Source organism: Pseudomonas putida (assembly GCF_002906855.1).
GTDB classification, from domain to species: Bacteria; Pseudomonadota; Gammaproteobacteria; order Pseudomonadales; family Pseudomonadaceae; genus Aquipseudomonas; species Aquipseudomonas putida_N.
On sequence record NZ_MINI01000048.1, the window covers coordinates 1,160,068 to 1,173,206 of the forward strand.

The window sequence follows — 13,139 nt, forward strand, 5'->3', positions numbered from 1 at the left end:
TGCCGTGGGAATAATCAGGCGGGTTTCGCCGTGGGTTTGCGATTATAAGCCCACCAGATCAGGCCAAGGCCAGCCAGGATCATCGGCACGCAGAGAATCTGACCCATGGTCAGCCAGCCCCAAGCGATGTAACCGAGCTGCGCGTCCGGCACTCGGACGAACTCCACGATGAAGCGGAAGATGCCGTAGAACAGCGCAAACATGCCGGAAACAGCCATGGTTGGCCGCGGCTTGCGCGAGAACAGCCAGAGGATGACGAACAGCGCCACGCCTTCCAGGGCGAACTGGTACAGCTGCGACGGGTGGCGCGGCAGCTGGGCCGGGTCGCTGAACGGCGGGAAGATCATCGCCCATGGCACGTCGGTAGGTTTGCCCCACAGCTCGGCGTTGATGAAATTGCCGATACGCCCGGCGCCAAGGCCGATCGGCACCAGCGGTGCGACGAAGTCCATCAGCTCGAAGAACGACTTGTTGTTGCGCTTGCCGAACCAAAGCGCGGCCAGCATCACGCCGATGAAGCCGCCGTGGAACGACATGCCGCCCTTCCACACCTCGAAGATCAGCGTCGGGTTGGCCAGGTAGGCGTGCAGGTCGTAGAACAGCACATAGCCCAGGCGCCCGCCGACGATCACACCCATTGATAACCAGAACACCAGGTCGGAGAGTTTCTCACGGGTCCAGGTCGGGTCGAAGCGGTTGAGCCGGCGCGAGGCCAGCAGCCAGGCACCGCCGATGCCGACCAGGTACATCAGGCCGTACCAGTGGATTTTCAGTGGCCCGAGGGCTACGGCCACGGGGTCTATCTGCGGGTAAGGCAGCATGGAACTTCCTCTCGATTCAAATCAGAAAGCTGAGGCCGACGCAGAACAGCAAGGCTGCGAACAGGCGTTTCAACAGGCGTGGCGACAGCTTGTGCGCCAGACGCGCGCCAAAGCGCGCAAAAAACATGCTGGTCACGGCAATGCCGACCAGCGCCGGCAGGTAGACGAAACCAATGCTGTGGGGCGGCAGGTGTTCCTCTTGCCAGCCCAGCAACATGAAACTCAGGGCGCTGGCCAGGGCAATCGGCAGACCGCAGGCCGAGGACGTCGCTACGGCCTTTTGCATCGGCAGGCCACGCCAGGTCAGGAACGGCACGGTCAGCGAGCCGCCGCCGATGCCGAAGATCGCCGAAGCCCAGCCAATCACCCCGCCAGCGCCGATCAAGGCCGGTTTGCCAGGGATGTCATGGCTGGCCTTTGGCTTGAGGTCCAGGGCCATCTGCGCGGCGATGATCAGGGCGAACACTCCGATGATCTTCTGCAACTGCGGGCCCTGGATCAGCGACGCGGTCTTGGCGCCGATACCGGCGCCGATGAGGATACCGAGGGTCATCCAGGCGAAGATAGGCCATTGCACCGCACCCTTGCGATGATGCTCGAGCACGGCGTTGATCGAGGTGAAGACGATGGTCGCCAGCGAGGTACCCACTGCCAGGTGGGTCAGCACCGATGCGTCGAAGCCCTGCAAGGTAAAGCTGAACACCAGCACCGGCACGATGATGATGCCGCCACCCACCCCGAACAGCCCGGCCAGCACGCCGGCGCAGGCGCCCAACAGCAGATAGAGCACGAATTCCATTCGTATTCCCCGAGAAAACAATCCGGCATGGTAACGGAAGCCGGGCTCGGGGCTCTAGTGAACTCTGTGACAGGATGGATCGACACCCGTGCAGTGGGTACAGTGGGCAAAAACACAGAGGCCCAACCTATGTGCCTGATCGTATTTGCCTGGCGGCCGGGTCATGCCCTGCCGCTGATCGTCGCGGCCAACCGTGACGAGTTCTACGCCCGCCCGACCCAGGCCCTGGCCGCCTGGGAAGATGCGCCCGGGGTGCATGCCGGGCGCGATCTTGAAGCCGGCGGCACCTGGCTGGGCGTCGGCCCGCAGGGGCGCTTCGCGGCGCTGACCAATATTCGCGACCCAGGACAGGTGCTGGGGCCACGCTCGCGGGGCGAGCTGGTGGCGGCGTATCTGCAGGGTGACCTGGGGGTGGAGGCCTACCTCGACCAGGTCGCCAGCCGCAGCGAGCAGTATTCAGGGTTCAACCTGCTGGTGGGTGATGGTCACCAGCTGGGCTACCTGCATGCCCGGGATGTGGCGCCACGCTTGCTGGAGGCCGGGGTGTACGGGCTGTCCAATGCCGGGCTGGATACGCCGTGGCCGAAGCTTGTGAAAGCGCGCAATGGGTTGCAAGGGATGCTGGACACGGCCGATCCACAGCGGTTGCTGGCGTTGCTGGCAGACAACGAGCCGGCAGCCGACGCTGAGTTACCAGAAACAGGCGTGGGGGTGGCGACCGAGAAGTTGCTGTCGAGTGTGTTTATTGCCAGCCAGAACTATGGCACTCGGGCTAGTACCGTGCTGATTGTTGATGATAGGGGCAGAAGGCGGCTGGTTGAGCGCAGCTTCGGGCCCTTTGGTGGGCATCTTGGGGAAGTCAGCCTGGAAGTATGAGGCAGTCTTCACTGGCCTCTGCGCGGGACAAGCCCGCTCCTACAGGTTTTTGCCTGTAGGAGCGGGCTTGTCCCGCGCAGAGGCCGGCACCGGCAACCTCAAATTCAGAGGGTCTTGTTGGCCCCAGGCCCGATCATCCGCGCCAAGCCGAGGTTCTTCAGGGCCAGCTGCAGCGAGCTGTGGATAACTTGCGGGTTGTCATGGCTCAAAGCTTCAACCAGCAACTCTTTGGCCTTGCTCATGTTCACCTGGCGCAGCATCCACTTCACTTTCGGCAAGTTGGTGGCGTTCATCGATAGGCTATCGAAGCCCATGGCCATCAACAGGATCGCCGCTGCCGGATCGCCCGCCATCTCGCCGCAGATGCTCACCGGCTTGCCTTCGCCATGGGCATCACGCACCACAGTGTTGAGCGCCTGCAACACCGCCGGGTGCAGGTAGTCGTAAAGGTCGGCGACCCGCGGGTTGTTGCGGTCCACCGCCAACAGGTACTGGGTCAGGTCGTTGGAACCGACGGAGAGGAAGTCCACCTGCCGCGCCAGCTCCTTGGTCTGGTACACCGCCGCAGGGATTTCCACCATCACACCCACCGGCGGCATCGGCACGTCGGTGCCTTCGTCGCGCACTTCGCCCCAGGCACGGTGGATCAGGTGCAGCGCCTCTTCCAACTCGTGAATGCCGGAAATCATCGGCAGCAGGATGCGCAGGTTGTTCAGGCCCTCGCTGGCTTTGAGCATGGCGCGGGTCTGCACCAGGAAGATTTCCGGGTGATCGAGGGTGACGCGAATGCCGCGCCAGCCGAGGAACGGGTTCTCTTCCTTGATCGGGAAGTACGACAGCGCCTTGTCACCACCGATGTCGAGGGTACGCATGGTCACCGGCAGCGGGTGGAAGGCCGCCAGCTGTTCGCGGTAGATCGCCAGCTGCTCTTTCTCGCTGGGGAAGCGCTGGTTGATCATGAACGGCACTTCGGTGCGGTAGAGGCCCACGCCTTCGGCGCCACGCTGCTGGGCACGGGCCACATCGGCGAGCAGGCCGGTGTTGACCCACAGCGGCATGCGGTGGCCGTCGGGGGTAACGCACGGCAGTTCGCGCAGGGCGTCGAGGCCCTGGGCCAGCTGGCGTTCCTCTTCGACCACGTCGCTGTACTGCTTGCGCAGCACCTCGCTGGGGTTGGTGAACACCTCGCCCTTGTAGCCGTCGACAATCATTTCGATGCCATCGACCTTGGAATACGGCAGGTCGACCAGGCCCATCACCGTCGGGATGCCCATGGCCCGGGCGAGGATGGCGACGTGGGAGTTGCCCGACCCCAGCACCGAGACCAGGCCAACCAGCTTGCCTTCCGGCACTTCGCCGAGCATCGCCGGGGTCAGCTCTTCACTGACCAGGATGGTGTTGTCGGCATACACCAGCGACTGCGAGCGGGCTTCCTGCAGGTAAGCCAGCAGGCGCCGGCCAAGGTCCTTCACATCCGAGGCGCGCTCGCGCAGGTAGTCGTCATCCATCAGCTCGAAGCGGTTGACGTGCTCGCCAACCACCTGGCGCAGGGCGCCCTGGGCCCATTGGCCAGTCTTGATGACCTCGACCACCTCACCACCGAGGGCTGCGTCTTCGAGCATCATCAGGTACACGTCGAACAGTGCGCGCTCTTCCGGACGCAGCTGGGTCGCCAGCTTGGCTGACAGCTTGCGCATGTCGGCGCGCACGCCTTCGAGCGCATTGTTGAACAGTTTCAGTTCGGCGTCGATGTCATCGACGGCCTTGTCCGGCACCACTTCCAGGTCAGCCGGTGGCAGCATGACCACGGCACGCCCGACAGCGGCGCCCGGCGAGCCCGGCACGCCGACGAAGCGTGCCTCCTGGATGCCTTTGCCCTGGCGGCCCAGGCCCCGGATCGAACCGGTGGCTTCGGCGTGGGCGATTACCCCGGCGAGCTGAGCGCTCATGGTCACGAGGAAGGCTTCTTCACCTTCATCGAACTGGCGGCGCTCCTTCTGCTGGATGACCAGGACACCGACCACACGGCGGTGGTGGATGATCGGCGCACCGAGGAAGGAGGCGAATTTCTCTTCGCCGGTTTCGGCGAAGTAGCGATAACGCGGGTGATCGGCGGCGTTTTCCAGGTTCAGCGGTTCTTCCCGGGTACCGACCAGGCCGACCAGGCCCTCGTTGGGCGCCATGCTGACCTTGCCGATGGAACGCTTGTTCAGGCCTTCGGTAGCCATCAGCACGAAGCGGTTGGTTTCCGGGTCGAGCAGGTACACCGAGCAGACCTGGCTGCCCATGGCCTCCTTGACGCGCAAGACAATGATCCCCAACGCCGTCTTGAGATCTTTGGCGGAGTTCACTTCCTGGACGATCTTGCGCAGCGTATTGAGCATGGCTCGGGGTCGAACTCCGTCGTCAGTCGCGCGTCAGCAGACGCGGTGCAAGCTCTTTCAGGGCGCGGCGGTAGACTTCACGCTTGAATGTCACCACCTGGCCCAGCGGGTACCAATAGCTGACCCAGCGCCAGCCGTCGAACTCCGGCTTGCCGGTCAGGTCCATCCGCACCCGTTGTTCATTGCTCACCAGGCGCAGCAAAAACCACTTTTGCTTCTGGCCGATGCACAGCGGCTGGCTGTGGGTGCGGACCAGCCGCTGGGGTAAACGATAACGCAACCAGCCGCGGGTGCAGGCAAGAATTTCCACATCGTCGCGTTCAAGGCCAACTTCTTCGTTCAACTCGCGGTACAGGGCATCTTCTGGCGTCTCGTCAGGGTTGATACCACCCTGGGGGAATTGCCAGGCATCCTGGTTGATCCGCCGAGCCCATAGCACCTGCCCGGCATCATTCGTCAGAATGATCCCGACATTGGGGCGAAAACCATCCGGGTCGATCACGGCAGCAACCTCGCAAACGCATGTCACCGCATTGTTCCACAAAGCTTGCGAGCGCAGCAACGCGCCCGCCAAGCTTATGTGCAGGGCAGTGAAAACTCCGTATTCTGCGGGCCTACCCTGTGGCTGACACGAGTGACCGCGATGCGCCTGGCTTTATTCGACCTGGACAATACCCTCCTCGGTGGCGACAGTGACCACGCCTGGGGTGACTACCTGTGCGAGCGGGGCATTCTCGACCCGGTCGCGTACAAGAATCGCAACGACGCTTTCTACCAGGACTACCTGAACGGCACCCTGGACCTGCAGGCCTACCTGGCCTTCTCCATGGAAATCCTCGCAGCCACCGAACCGGCCCAGCTCGACCAATGGCACCGCGAGTTCATGCGCGACTGCATCGAGCCGATCATCCTGCCCAAGGCCCTGGCCTTGCTGCAGCAACACCGCGAGGCCGGCGACCAGCTGGTGATCATCACGGCCACCAATCGCTTCGTCACTGCACCGATTGCCCGCCGCCTGGGTGTGCGCGTGCTGCTGGCAACCGAATGCGAGACGCACGACGGCCGCTATACCGGGCGTAGTACCGATATAGCGTGTTTTCGTGAAGGCAAGGTGACGCGGCTGGAGCGCTGGATGCTGGAGAACGGGTTCGACCTGGAGGACAGCTATTTCTACAGCGACTCGATGAATGACCTGCCGTTACTGGAGCGGGTGACCCATGCGGTGGCGGTGGATCCGGACCCGAACTTGCGGGCCGAGGCCGAAAAACGCGGCTGGCCTGTGGTTTCCCTCAGGGATTGAGGTTTTCCTGTCTTGCCCCGCGAAGAGGCCGGTATTGGTAGCACAAGGCTGTCATACTGGCTTGGCGCCCATCAGCCCGGCGATGGACAGGAAGCACACCCCGCTGAACACCGCCAGCGCCAGGGTAAACCGCAACCCCACCACTTCAGCCTTGCGCAGCCGGTTCAGCCGCACCAGCAGCCACCACCCGGCAAACGCACCCAGCGTATAGATGACACTGGATGCCACGACCCAGGTCTGCCCCAACGGCCAACCCACCAGATGCACCAGCCACCAGCCGGTGAATGGCATGCTCACCAGGCACACCCCCATCACCAGCCAGACGAACACCAGCGGCCGGCGCAGCAGCTTGGCATAGGCCTGGGCATCGCCCTGGCGGCGGGCCCGCACGGTCCAGGCCGTCAGGCCCAGGGCGCCCAGCAGCAACAGCGCGGTGGCGATGATGTGCAGGGCCTTGAGGGTGGTCAGGTGTTCCATGTCTTCACATCCTTGAGCGATAAGCCAAGCTTAGCCGCTCAACCCAGGAACAGCTTGTACGCCGGGTTATCGGTTTCGTCCCAGTACGGGTAACCGATCTTGGCCAGCGCCGCCGGCACCAGGTGGCGCTCGTCTTCAGGCACCTGCAAGCCTGCCACCACGCGCCCGTCAGCCGCGCCGTGGTTGCGGTAGTGGAACATCGAGATATTCCAGCGCCCGCCCAGCTTGGTAAGGAAGTTGAACAGCGCCCCCGGCCGCTCGGGGAACTCGAAGCGCAGCACGATCTCGTCGCTGGCACCGGCCGAATGGCCACCGACCATGTGGCGGATGTGCAGCTTGGCCAGTTCGTTGTCGGTCAGGTCGGTCACCGGGAAGCCCTGATCGATCAGGTTCTGTACTAGCGCGGCCCGTGGGTCGTTTTCCGGGTGGGTCTGCACGCCGACGAAGATGTGCGCCTCGTCGGAGGTGTGCTTGCGATAGTTGAATTCGGTGATCTGGCGCTTGCCGATGGCCTCGCAGAAGGCCTTGAAGCTGCCCGGGCGCTCGGGGATGGTCACGGCGATGATGGCTTCGCGCTTCTCGCCCAGCTCGGCACGCTCGGCGACGTGGCGCAGGCGGTCGAAGTTGACATTGGCGCCCGAGTCGATGGCCACCAGGGTCTGCCCGGTCACACCTTTGAGCTCGACGTACTTCTTGATGCCCGCCACGCCCAAGGCGCCAGCAGGTTCGGTGATCGAGCGGGTATCGTCGTAGATATCCTTGATTGCAGCACAGATTTCATCGGTGCTGACCGTCACCACCTCATCCACATGGTGGCGGCAGATATCGAAGGTGTGCTGGCCGATCTGCGCCACCGCCACACCGTCGGCGAACAGCCCGACCTGCGGCAGCACCACGCGCTCGCCTGCCGCCATCGCTGCCTGCAGGCAGTTGGAGTCGTCCGGCTCGACGCCGATCACCTTGATTTCCGGGCGCAGGTATTTCACATAGGCCGCGATGCCGGCAATCAGGCCACCGCCGCCCACCGGGACGAAGATCGCGTCCAGTTGCCCCGGGTGCTGGCGGAGGATTTCCATCGCCACGGTGCCCTGGCCGGCAATGGTGTGCGGGTCGTCATAGGGGTGAATGTAGACGAAGCCTTTCTCGTCGACCAGCTTCAGCGAGTAGGCCAGCGCCTCAGGGAACGAGTCGCCATGCAGCACCACCTTGCCGCCGCGCGAACGCACGCCTTCGACCTTGATCTCCGGGGTGGTCTTGGGCATCACGATGGTGGCCTTGATGCCCAGCTCACGGGCCGCCAGGGCCACGCCCTGGGCATGGTTGCCGGCCGAGGCGGTCACCACGCCGCGGGCCAGTTCTTCCGGGGTCAGCTGCGCCAGCTTGTTGTACGCCCCGCGGATCTTGAACGAGAACACCGGCTGCAAGTCTTCGCGCTTGAGCAGAATCTGGTTGCCCAGACGCTTGCTCAGCTGCCCGGCGCTCTGCAACGGGGTTTCGACAGCGACGTCGTAGACGCGCGAGGTGAGGATCTTCTTGACGTACTGTTCGAGCATCGGGAAAGCATCACTGGCCGCGGGACAAGGGCTGCGAGTCTACCCCAGCGCTACGTCGGGCGACCACAGCAAAGCCGCCCGAGCCGTTATACTAGGCTCCTTTCATTACCGCCCTGCCCCTTTCCGGAGCCCGCATGACCCAGGACCAACTCAAACAGGCCGTCGCCCAGGCCGCTGTCGACTTCATTCTGCCGAAGCTGGATGAAAAGAGCGTCGTCGGCGTCGGCACCGGTTCGACTGCCAACTTCTTCATTGACGCCCTGGCCCAGCACAAGACCGCATTCGATGGCGCGGTCGCCAGCTCCGAGGCCACCGCCCAGCGTCTGAAGGGCCATGGCATCCCGGTCTACGAGCTGAACAGCGTCAGCGAGCTGGAGTTCTATGTCGACGGCGCCGACGAAAGCGATGCGCACCTGAACCTGATCAAGGGCGGCGGCGCAGCCCTGACCCGCGAGAAGATCGTCGCGGCCGTGGCCAAGACCTTCATCTGCATCGCCGACGGCAGCAAGCTGGTGCCGGTGCTGGGCGCCTTCCCGCTGCCGGTCGAGGTCATCCCGATGGCCCGCAGCCACGTGGCGCGTCAGCTGGTCAAGCTGGGCGGCGACCCGGTGTACCGTGAAGGCGTGGTGACCGACAACGGCAACGTGATCCTCGATGTGTACAACCTGCAGATCACCAACCCGGTGGAGCTGGAAACACAGATCAACGCCATCGTCGGCGTGGTGACCAACGGTCTGTTCGCAGCCCGCCCGGCGGACCTGCTGTTGCTGGGTACCGCCGAAGGCGTGAAGAGCCTCAAGGCCGAGTAAGCCACTCGCGATCGAACCCGCCCCTAAGACTCTGTGGGAGCGGGTTCGAACACATAGAACAGGTTCGGCTCACTGACCAGATAGATGGTCCCAGTCTCATCCATCGCAATCCCCTCCGCCTGCGGCACCGTCGCCTTCAACCCCTGATACCCCTTGCGCAACGACAAGGTACTGAGCGGTTTCCCCTCCACGTCCAGTTCCAGCACCAGTCGCGACTCATCAGACAGCGCCAGCAGATGCCCACTGCGCTCATCGAACTGCAAGCTCGACAGGTCCCGCACGAACAACCGTGAATCACGCTTGCGGTCCTGCACCACATGCACCGCGTAAGGCTGCTCCGGATTCTGATTGGGGAAGCCACGAACTTCGTAGATCAACATCGGGTCGCGTTCCTTGGCCACGAACAGACGCTGGCCCGCCGAGTCGTAGGCCAGGCCTTCAAAGCCCTTGTTGCCGTTGAGGCCGATGCCCAGGCTCAACTGCTCGGCATCTGCGGCGTCGAGGAACAACGTGTCATCGTCCAGGCGAACGCGAATCAGCCGCTGCTGGCGTTCATCGGTGATCACATAGCTGTTGGGCCCAACGTATTCCACCGCCTCGGGGTCGCCGAAGCCGGTCAGCGGCACACGGCGCAAGATGCGCCCGTCCAACGATAGTTCGATCAGTTCCGAACGGGCATTGGTGACGGAGAACAGGGTTTCGCGGTCAGGGTCGTAGGTCAGCGCAGAAAGGTCATCGTCCAACCCTTCGACCGGCTGCGCCTCGACCACCACACGGTAGCGATCGAGGCCGATGCCCTGTTCGGCTGGCTGCCACCAGGTCTTCAGGTTGAACCAGCCCCGCTCGAACAGGCGAAACTCCTGGCCGGCCAGCCCCAGGAGCAGCAGCCCGGCAAACGCAAGGAGCACACACAGACGAACAAAGCGACGCATAACGACAGACCCGACATGATGGAAGCGAAGCTAACCATGGTCGACTGAAGTGAAGCTTAATGTACGAAACGGCTGATAGTGCTACTGGCTTTTCTTGAAGCGATAGAACAGGTTCGGCTCGCTGACCATATACAGGTTGCCCTGATCGTCCATGGCAACGCCTTCGGCACGCGGTATGGTGTGCTCCAGCCCGTTGAAGCCCCCCAGCAGGGTCATGAAGCTGACCTGCTGACCTTGCTCGTCAAGCTCCAGCAGCATGTTGGAATCGGCCGACAACACCAGCAGGTGCCCGGTGCGCGTGTCGACCCCCAGGGCCGAAAGGTTGCGCAAGTCGAGTTCGTCGTTGGCCAGGACCTGTTTGTCACCCTTGAGAGGGCTGCGCCCGTCGGTGTTCCAGGTGTACAGCTTCGGCGGCCGCTCCTCGCCAATCACCAGGCGCTGGCGCATCGGGTCCCAGGCCACGCCTTCGAAGCCCTTGTTGCGCTTCACTGACTCGCCCAGGTCGTAACTCTGGAAGTCCGCGTGGTTCAGCGAAGCGGTCTGCGCATCCACCTTGACCACGGTCAGGTCGTGCAGGCGTTCATCGGTAATCGCCACATGGCCATCTTCCATCACGGCGACCCCTTCCGGGTTGCTCCAGCCTACCAGCGGGATCTTGCGCAGCACGTCGCCGTCGAGGCTGAGCTCGACCAGAAACGGGTTTTTGCCCATCACCGCGAACAGCGTGCGAGTGTGAGGGTTGTATGCGACGTCCGAAGCTTCGTCATCTTCCATGCCCGGCAGCACCTTGGCGTCGATGTCGACCTGATAGTCTGGCAACCACACGCTTTCGCTACGCTCGGCGCTGGTTTCGAAGCCTTCCTTGACCCACAGCATGCCGCGGTCATCCCAGTGCAAGGCCACCGCCACGCCGTAACCGATCACCGCCGCAACGGCCAGGCCAAAGGGCCAACGCAGGTAGAAGCGGCGCTTGGGGGATGCGGATGCGCTGGAGGATGCTGGCATGCGAAATTCCTGGGGATACGGGCGAAGATCTGCGCATTATCCGGATGAGGTGTGAAAAAACGGTAAATCGCGTCGCGTGCTTCGCGGTATCGGCTCAGAGCACCCGGCTTTCGAAACGGCAGACGCCCGGCAGCTCCAGCACCAACTCGTCACCGACATTGAACGGCCCGACACCGGCTGGGGTGCCGGTCAGGATCACATCCCCCGCCTGCAGCGAGAAATGCGCCGCCATGTACTGGATGATCGGCACGATCGGGTTGAGCATCATCGCGCTGTTGCCGTCCTGGCGCACTTCACCATTGATGGTCAGGCGCACCGGAATATCGGTCACATCTTCAAAAGACGCCGCAGAAACGAACGGCGGCAGCACGCAAGCACCGTCAAAGCTCTTGCTCAGTTCCCACGGCAGGCCCTTTTCCTTGAGCTTGGCCTGCACGTCGCGCAGGGTCAGGTCCAGCGCCGGGGCGTAACCGGAGATGGCGTCCAGCACTTCTTCCTCGGACGCAGTGGACGACAGCGGCTTGCCCAGCAGCACGGCGATTTCGGCCTCGTAGTGCACCGAACCGCGGTCGGTCGGGATCTTGAACCCGCCTTCCAGTGGCACTACGCAGCTGCCCGGCTTGATGAACAGCAGCGGCTCGGAAGGAATGGGGTTGTCCAGTTCCTTTGCGTGTTCGGCGTAGTTGCGGCCGATGCACACCACCTTGCCCAGCGGGAAATGAATGCGCGTGCCGTCTACGTACTGGTGCTGGTAACTCATGGCCGACTCCTTTGATTACTGCTTTTGTTCAGGAGCGAAGATCTTACCCGGATTCATGATGCCGTTAGGGTCGAAGACGGCCTTTATTGCCTTCATACAGGCAATTTCCTCAGGCGAACGGCTGTAGCCCAGGTAGTCGCGCTTGGTCATGCCCACGCCGTGCTCGGCCGAGATCGAACCGTTGTAACGCTGGACGATCTCGAACACCCATTTGTTGACCTTGGTGCACGAGGCGAAGAAGTCATCCTTGCTCATGTGCTCGGGCTTGAGGATATTCAGGTGCAGGTTGCCATCGCCAATGTGGCCGTACCAGACCACTTCATAGTCCGGGTAATGCTCGCTGACGATGGCATCGATATCGCGCAGGAACGCCGGCACCTTGGAAACGGTGACGGAAATGTCGTTCTTGTAGGGCGTCCAGTGGGAGATGGTTTCGGACAGGTACTCGCGCAGCTTCCACAGGTTCTTCAGCTGGGTTTCGCTCTGGCTCATCACCCCATCCAGAACCCAGCCCTGCTCGACGCAGTGCTCGAAGGTGGCCAGCGCTTCGTTGGCCACCTCCGCGGTGCTGGCTTCGAACTCCAGCAAGGCATAGAACGGGCAGTCGGTGTCGAACGGGGCTGGCACATCGCCACGAGCCATGATCTTGGCCAGGCCCTTGTCGGAGAAGAACTCGAAAGCGGTAAGGTCGAGCTTGCCCAGGAAGGCATGCAACACCGGCATGATCGAGTCGAAGTCCGGCGTGCCCAGCACCATGGCGGTGAGGTTGCGCGGGGCGCGGTCCAGGCGCATGGTCGCTTCGACCACGAAACCCAGGGTGCCTTCGGCGCCAATGAACAGCTGGCGCAGGTCGTAGCCGGTGGCGTTCTTGATCAGGTCCTTGTTCAACTCCAGCAGCTCGCCCTTGCCAGTGACCACCTTCAGGCCGGCCACCCAGTTGCGGGTCATGCCGTAGCGGATGACCTTGATACCGCCAGCATTGGTGCCGATGTTGCCACCAATCTGGCTGGAGCCGCTGGAGGCGAAGTCCACCGGGTAATAAAGGCCATGCTCTTCGGCGAAAGTTTGCAGCTGGCGGGTGATCACCCCCGGCTGGCACACCACGGTGCGGTCGAAGGCATTGAAATCGACAATCTGGTTCATGTAGTCGAAAGAGACGACGACTTCGCCATTGGCCGCCACGGCCCCGGCGGAAAGCCCGGTGCGCCCGCCGGACGGCACCAGCGCGACCTGGTGCTGGTTGGCCCAGCGCACGATGGCCTGCACCTGCTTTACCGTCTTGGGGAACACGATGGCCGTGGGCGCAGGCGGGTAGTGCTTGGTCCAGTCCTTGCCGTAGGCCTCCAGGGAAGCGGGGTCGGTCAGGACCTTGCCAGGGTCGACAAGGGTCATCAGTTCTTCAATTACAGCGGGGTGGGTCATC

At 63.0% G+C, this 13,139-nt stretch carries 13 protein-coding genes; 3 read left to right on the forward strand and 10 right to left on the reverse strand.

The genetic code is table 11. From position 1 onward, the window contains the following. Positions 1–14: 14 nt before the first annotated feature. Both lgt and BGP85_RS28035 read right to left on the reverse strand, forming a co-directional pair. Positions 15–821, reverse strand: coding sequence for a prolipoprotein diacylglyceryl transferase (gene lgt / locus BGP85_RS28030; RefSeq protein ID WP_079230092.1), 807 nt, complete (start codon positions 819–821; stop codon positions 15–17). Between the two features lie 16 nt (positions 822–837). Continuing rightward, a complete protein-coding gene (locus tag BGP85_RS28035) occupies positions 838–1,620 on the reverse strand; it encodes a sulfite exporter TauE/SafE family protein (protein ID WP_103446133.1) in 783 nt (260 codons plus the stop codon). A gap of 129 nt (positions 1,621–1,749) precedes the next feature. On the opposite strand from BGP85_RS28035, the gene BGP85_RS28040 reads away from it, so the two are divergent. Continuing rightward, entirely contained in the window at positions 1,750–2,496 is a 747-nt protein-coding gene (locus tag BGP85_RS28040; protein ID WP_103446134.1) for an NRDE family protein, read from the forward strand. Positions 2,497–2,600: 104 nt separating this feature from the next. Here the strand turns inward: BGP85_RS28040 and ptsP are convergent, their stop codons facing one another. Continuing rightward, a complete protein-coding gene (ptsP, locus tag BGP85_RS28045; RefSeq protein WP_103446135.1) occupies positions 2,601–4,880 on the reverse strand; it encodes a phosphoenolpyruvate--protein phosphotransferase in 2,280 nt (759 codons plus the stop codon). Positions 4,881–4,902: 22 nt separating this feature from the next. Continuing rightward, positions 4,903–5,382: an RNA pyrophosphohydrolase gene (locus tag BGP85_RS28050; RefSeq protein WP_003249017.1), complete on the reverse strand. Its 480-nt coding sequence runs from the start codon at positions 5,380–5,382 to the stop codon at positions 4,903–4,905. Between the two features lie 141 nt (positions 5,383–5,523). Here BGP85_RS28050 and BGP85_RS28055 point away from each other — a divergent pair, with 141 nt between their 5' ends. Then, positions 5,524–6,180 carry a histidinol-phosphatase gene (locus BGP85_RS28055; RefSeq protein WP_103446136.1) on the forward strand — a complete coding sequence of 219 codons (657 nt, stop codon included), beginning with the start codon at positions 5,524–5,526 and terminating at the stop codon, positions 6,178–6,180. Positions 6,181–6,231: 51 nt separating this feature from the next. Here the strand turns inward: BGP85_RS28055 and BGP85_RS28060 are convergent, their stop codons facing one another. Beyond that, positions 6,232–6,657 (reverse strand): DUF2269 domain-containing protein, encoded by a 426-nt coding sequence (locus tag BGP85_RS28060; RefSeq protein ID WP_103446137.1) that lies wholly within the window; start codon positions 6,655–6,657, stop codon positions 6,232–6,234. A 38-nt stretch (positions 6,658–6,695) separates the two neighbouring features. Then, positions 6,696–8,210 carry a threonine ammonia-lyase, biosynthetic gene (gene ilvA / locus BGP85_RS28065; protein ID WP_103446138.1) on the reverse strand — a complete coding sequence of 505 codons (1,515 nt, stop codon included), beginning with the start codon at positions 8,208–8,210 and terminating at the stop codon, positions 6,696–6,698. 134 nt (positions 8,211–8,344) lie between these two features. On the opposite strand from ilvA, the gene rpiA reads away from it, so the two are divergent. Then, positions 8,345–9,019, forward strand: a complete 675-nt coding sequence (gene rpiA / locus BGP85_RS28070) for a ribose-5-phosphate isomerase RpiA (RefSeq protein ID WP_103446139.1) — start codon at positions 8,345–8,347, stop codon at positions 9,017–9,019. A gap of 23 nt (positions 9,020–9,042) precedes the next feature. Here rpiA and BGP85_RS28075 read toward each other — a convergent pair whose 3' ends face one another. From BGP85_RS28075 to BGP85_RS28090, 4 genes are all read right to left on the reverse strand, one after another. Beyond that, positions 9,043–9,951: an SdiA-regulated domain-containing protein gene (locus BGP85_RS28075; RefSeq protein ID WP_103446140.1), complete on the reverse strand. Its 909-nt coding sequence runs from the start codon at positions 9,949–9,951 to the stop codon at positions 9,043–9,045. Between the two features lie 81 nt (positions 9,952–10,032). Then, positions 10,033–10,956 carry an SdiA-regulated domain-containing protein gene (locus tag BGP85_RS28080; RefSeq protein WP_103446141.1) on the reverse strand — a complete coding sequence of 308 codons (924 nt, stop codon included), beginning with the start codon at positions 10,954–10,956 and terminating at the stop codon, positions 10,033–10,035. A gap of 94 nt (positions 10,957–11,050) precedes the next feature. Next, on the reverse strand, positions 11,051–11,716 hold the full coding sequence (locus tag BGP85_RS28085; RefSeq protein WP_103446142.1) for a fumarylacetoacetate hydrolase family protein: 666 nt from the start codon (positions 11,714–11,716) through the stop codon (positions 11,051–11,053). 15 nt (positions 11,717–11,731) lie between these two features. After that, positions 11,732–13,138 (reverse strand): FAD-binding oxidoreductase, encoded by a 1,407-nt coding sequence (locus tag BGP85_RS28090; protein WP_181004443.1) that lies wholly within the window; start codon positions 13,136–13,138, stop codon positions 11,732–11,734. Position 13,139 lies beyond the last annotated feature (1 nt).

What these genes read in the sequence shown, in the direction of transcription:
- BGP85_RS28060 (WP_103446137.1), bottom strand. Translation starts at nt 6,657, where the DNA reads ATGGAACACCTGACCACCCTCAAGGCCCTGCACATCATCGCCACCGCG.
- ilvA (WP_103446138.1), bottom strand. Translation starts at nt 8,210, where the DNA reads ATGCTCGAACAGTACGTCAAGAAGATCCTCACCTCGCGCGTCTACGAC.
- BGP85_RS28075 (WP_103446140.1), bottom strand. Translation starts at nt 9,951, where the DNA reads ATGCGTCGCTTTGTTCGTCTGTGTGTGCTCCTTGCGTTTGCCGGGCTG.
- BGP85_RS28055 (WP_103446136.1), top strand. Translation starts at nt 5,524, where the DNA reads ATGCGCCTGGCTTTATTCGACCTGGACAATACCCTCCTCGGTGGCGAC.
- ptsP (WP_103446135.1), bottom strand. Translation starts at nt 4,880, where the DNA reads ATGCTCAATACGCTGCGCAAGATCGTCCAGGAAGTGAACTCCGCCAAA.
- lgt (WP_079230092.1), bottom strand. Translation starts at nt 821, where the DNA reads ATGCTGCCTTACCCGCAGATAGACCCCGTGGCCGTAGCCCTCGGGCCA.
- BGP85_RS28085 (WP_103446142.1), bottom strand. Translation starts at nt 11,716, where the DNA reads ATGAGTTACCAGCACCAGTACGTAGACGGCACGCGCATTCATTTCCCG.
- BGP85_RS28040 (WP_103446134.1), top strand. Translation starts at nt 1,750, where the DNA reads ATGTGCCTGATCGTATTTGCCTGGCGGCCGGGTCATGCCCTGCCGCTG.
- BGP85_RS28035 (WP_103446133.1), bottom strand. Translation starts at nt 1,620, where the DNA reads ATGGAATTCGTGCTCTATCTGCTGTTGGGCGCCTGCGCCGGCGTGCTG.
- rpiA (WP_103446139.1), top strand. Translation starts at nt 8,345, where the DNA reads ATGACCCAGGACCAACTCAAACAGGCCGTCGCCCAGGCCGCTGTCGAC.
- BGP85_RS28090 (WP_181004443.1), bottom strand. Translation starts at nt 13,138, where the DNA reads ATGACCCACCCCGCTGTAATTGAAGAACTGATGACCCTTGTCGACCCT.
- BGP85_RS28080 (WP_103446141.1), bottom strand. Translation starts at nt 10,956, where the DNA reads ATGCCAGCATCCTCCAGCGCATCCGCATCCCCCAAGCGCCGCTTCTAC.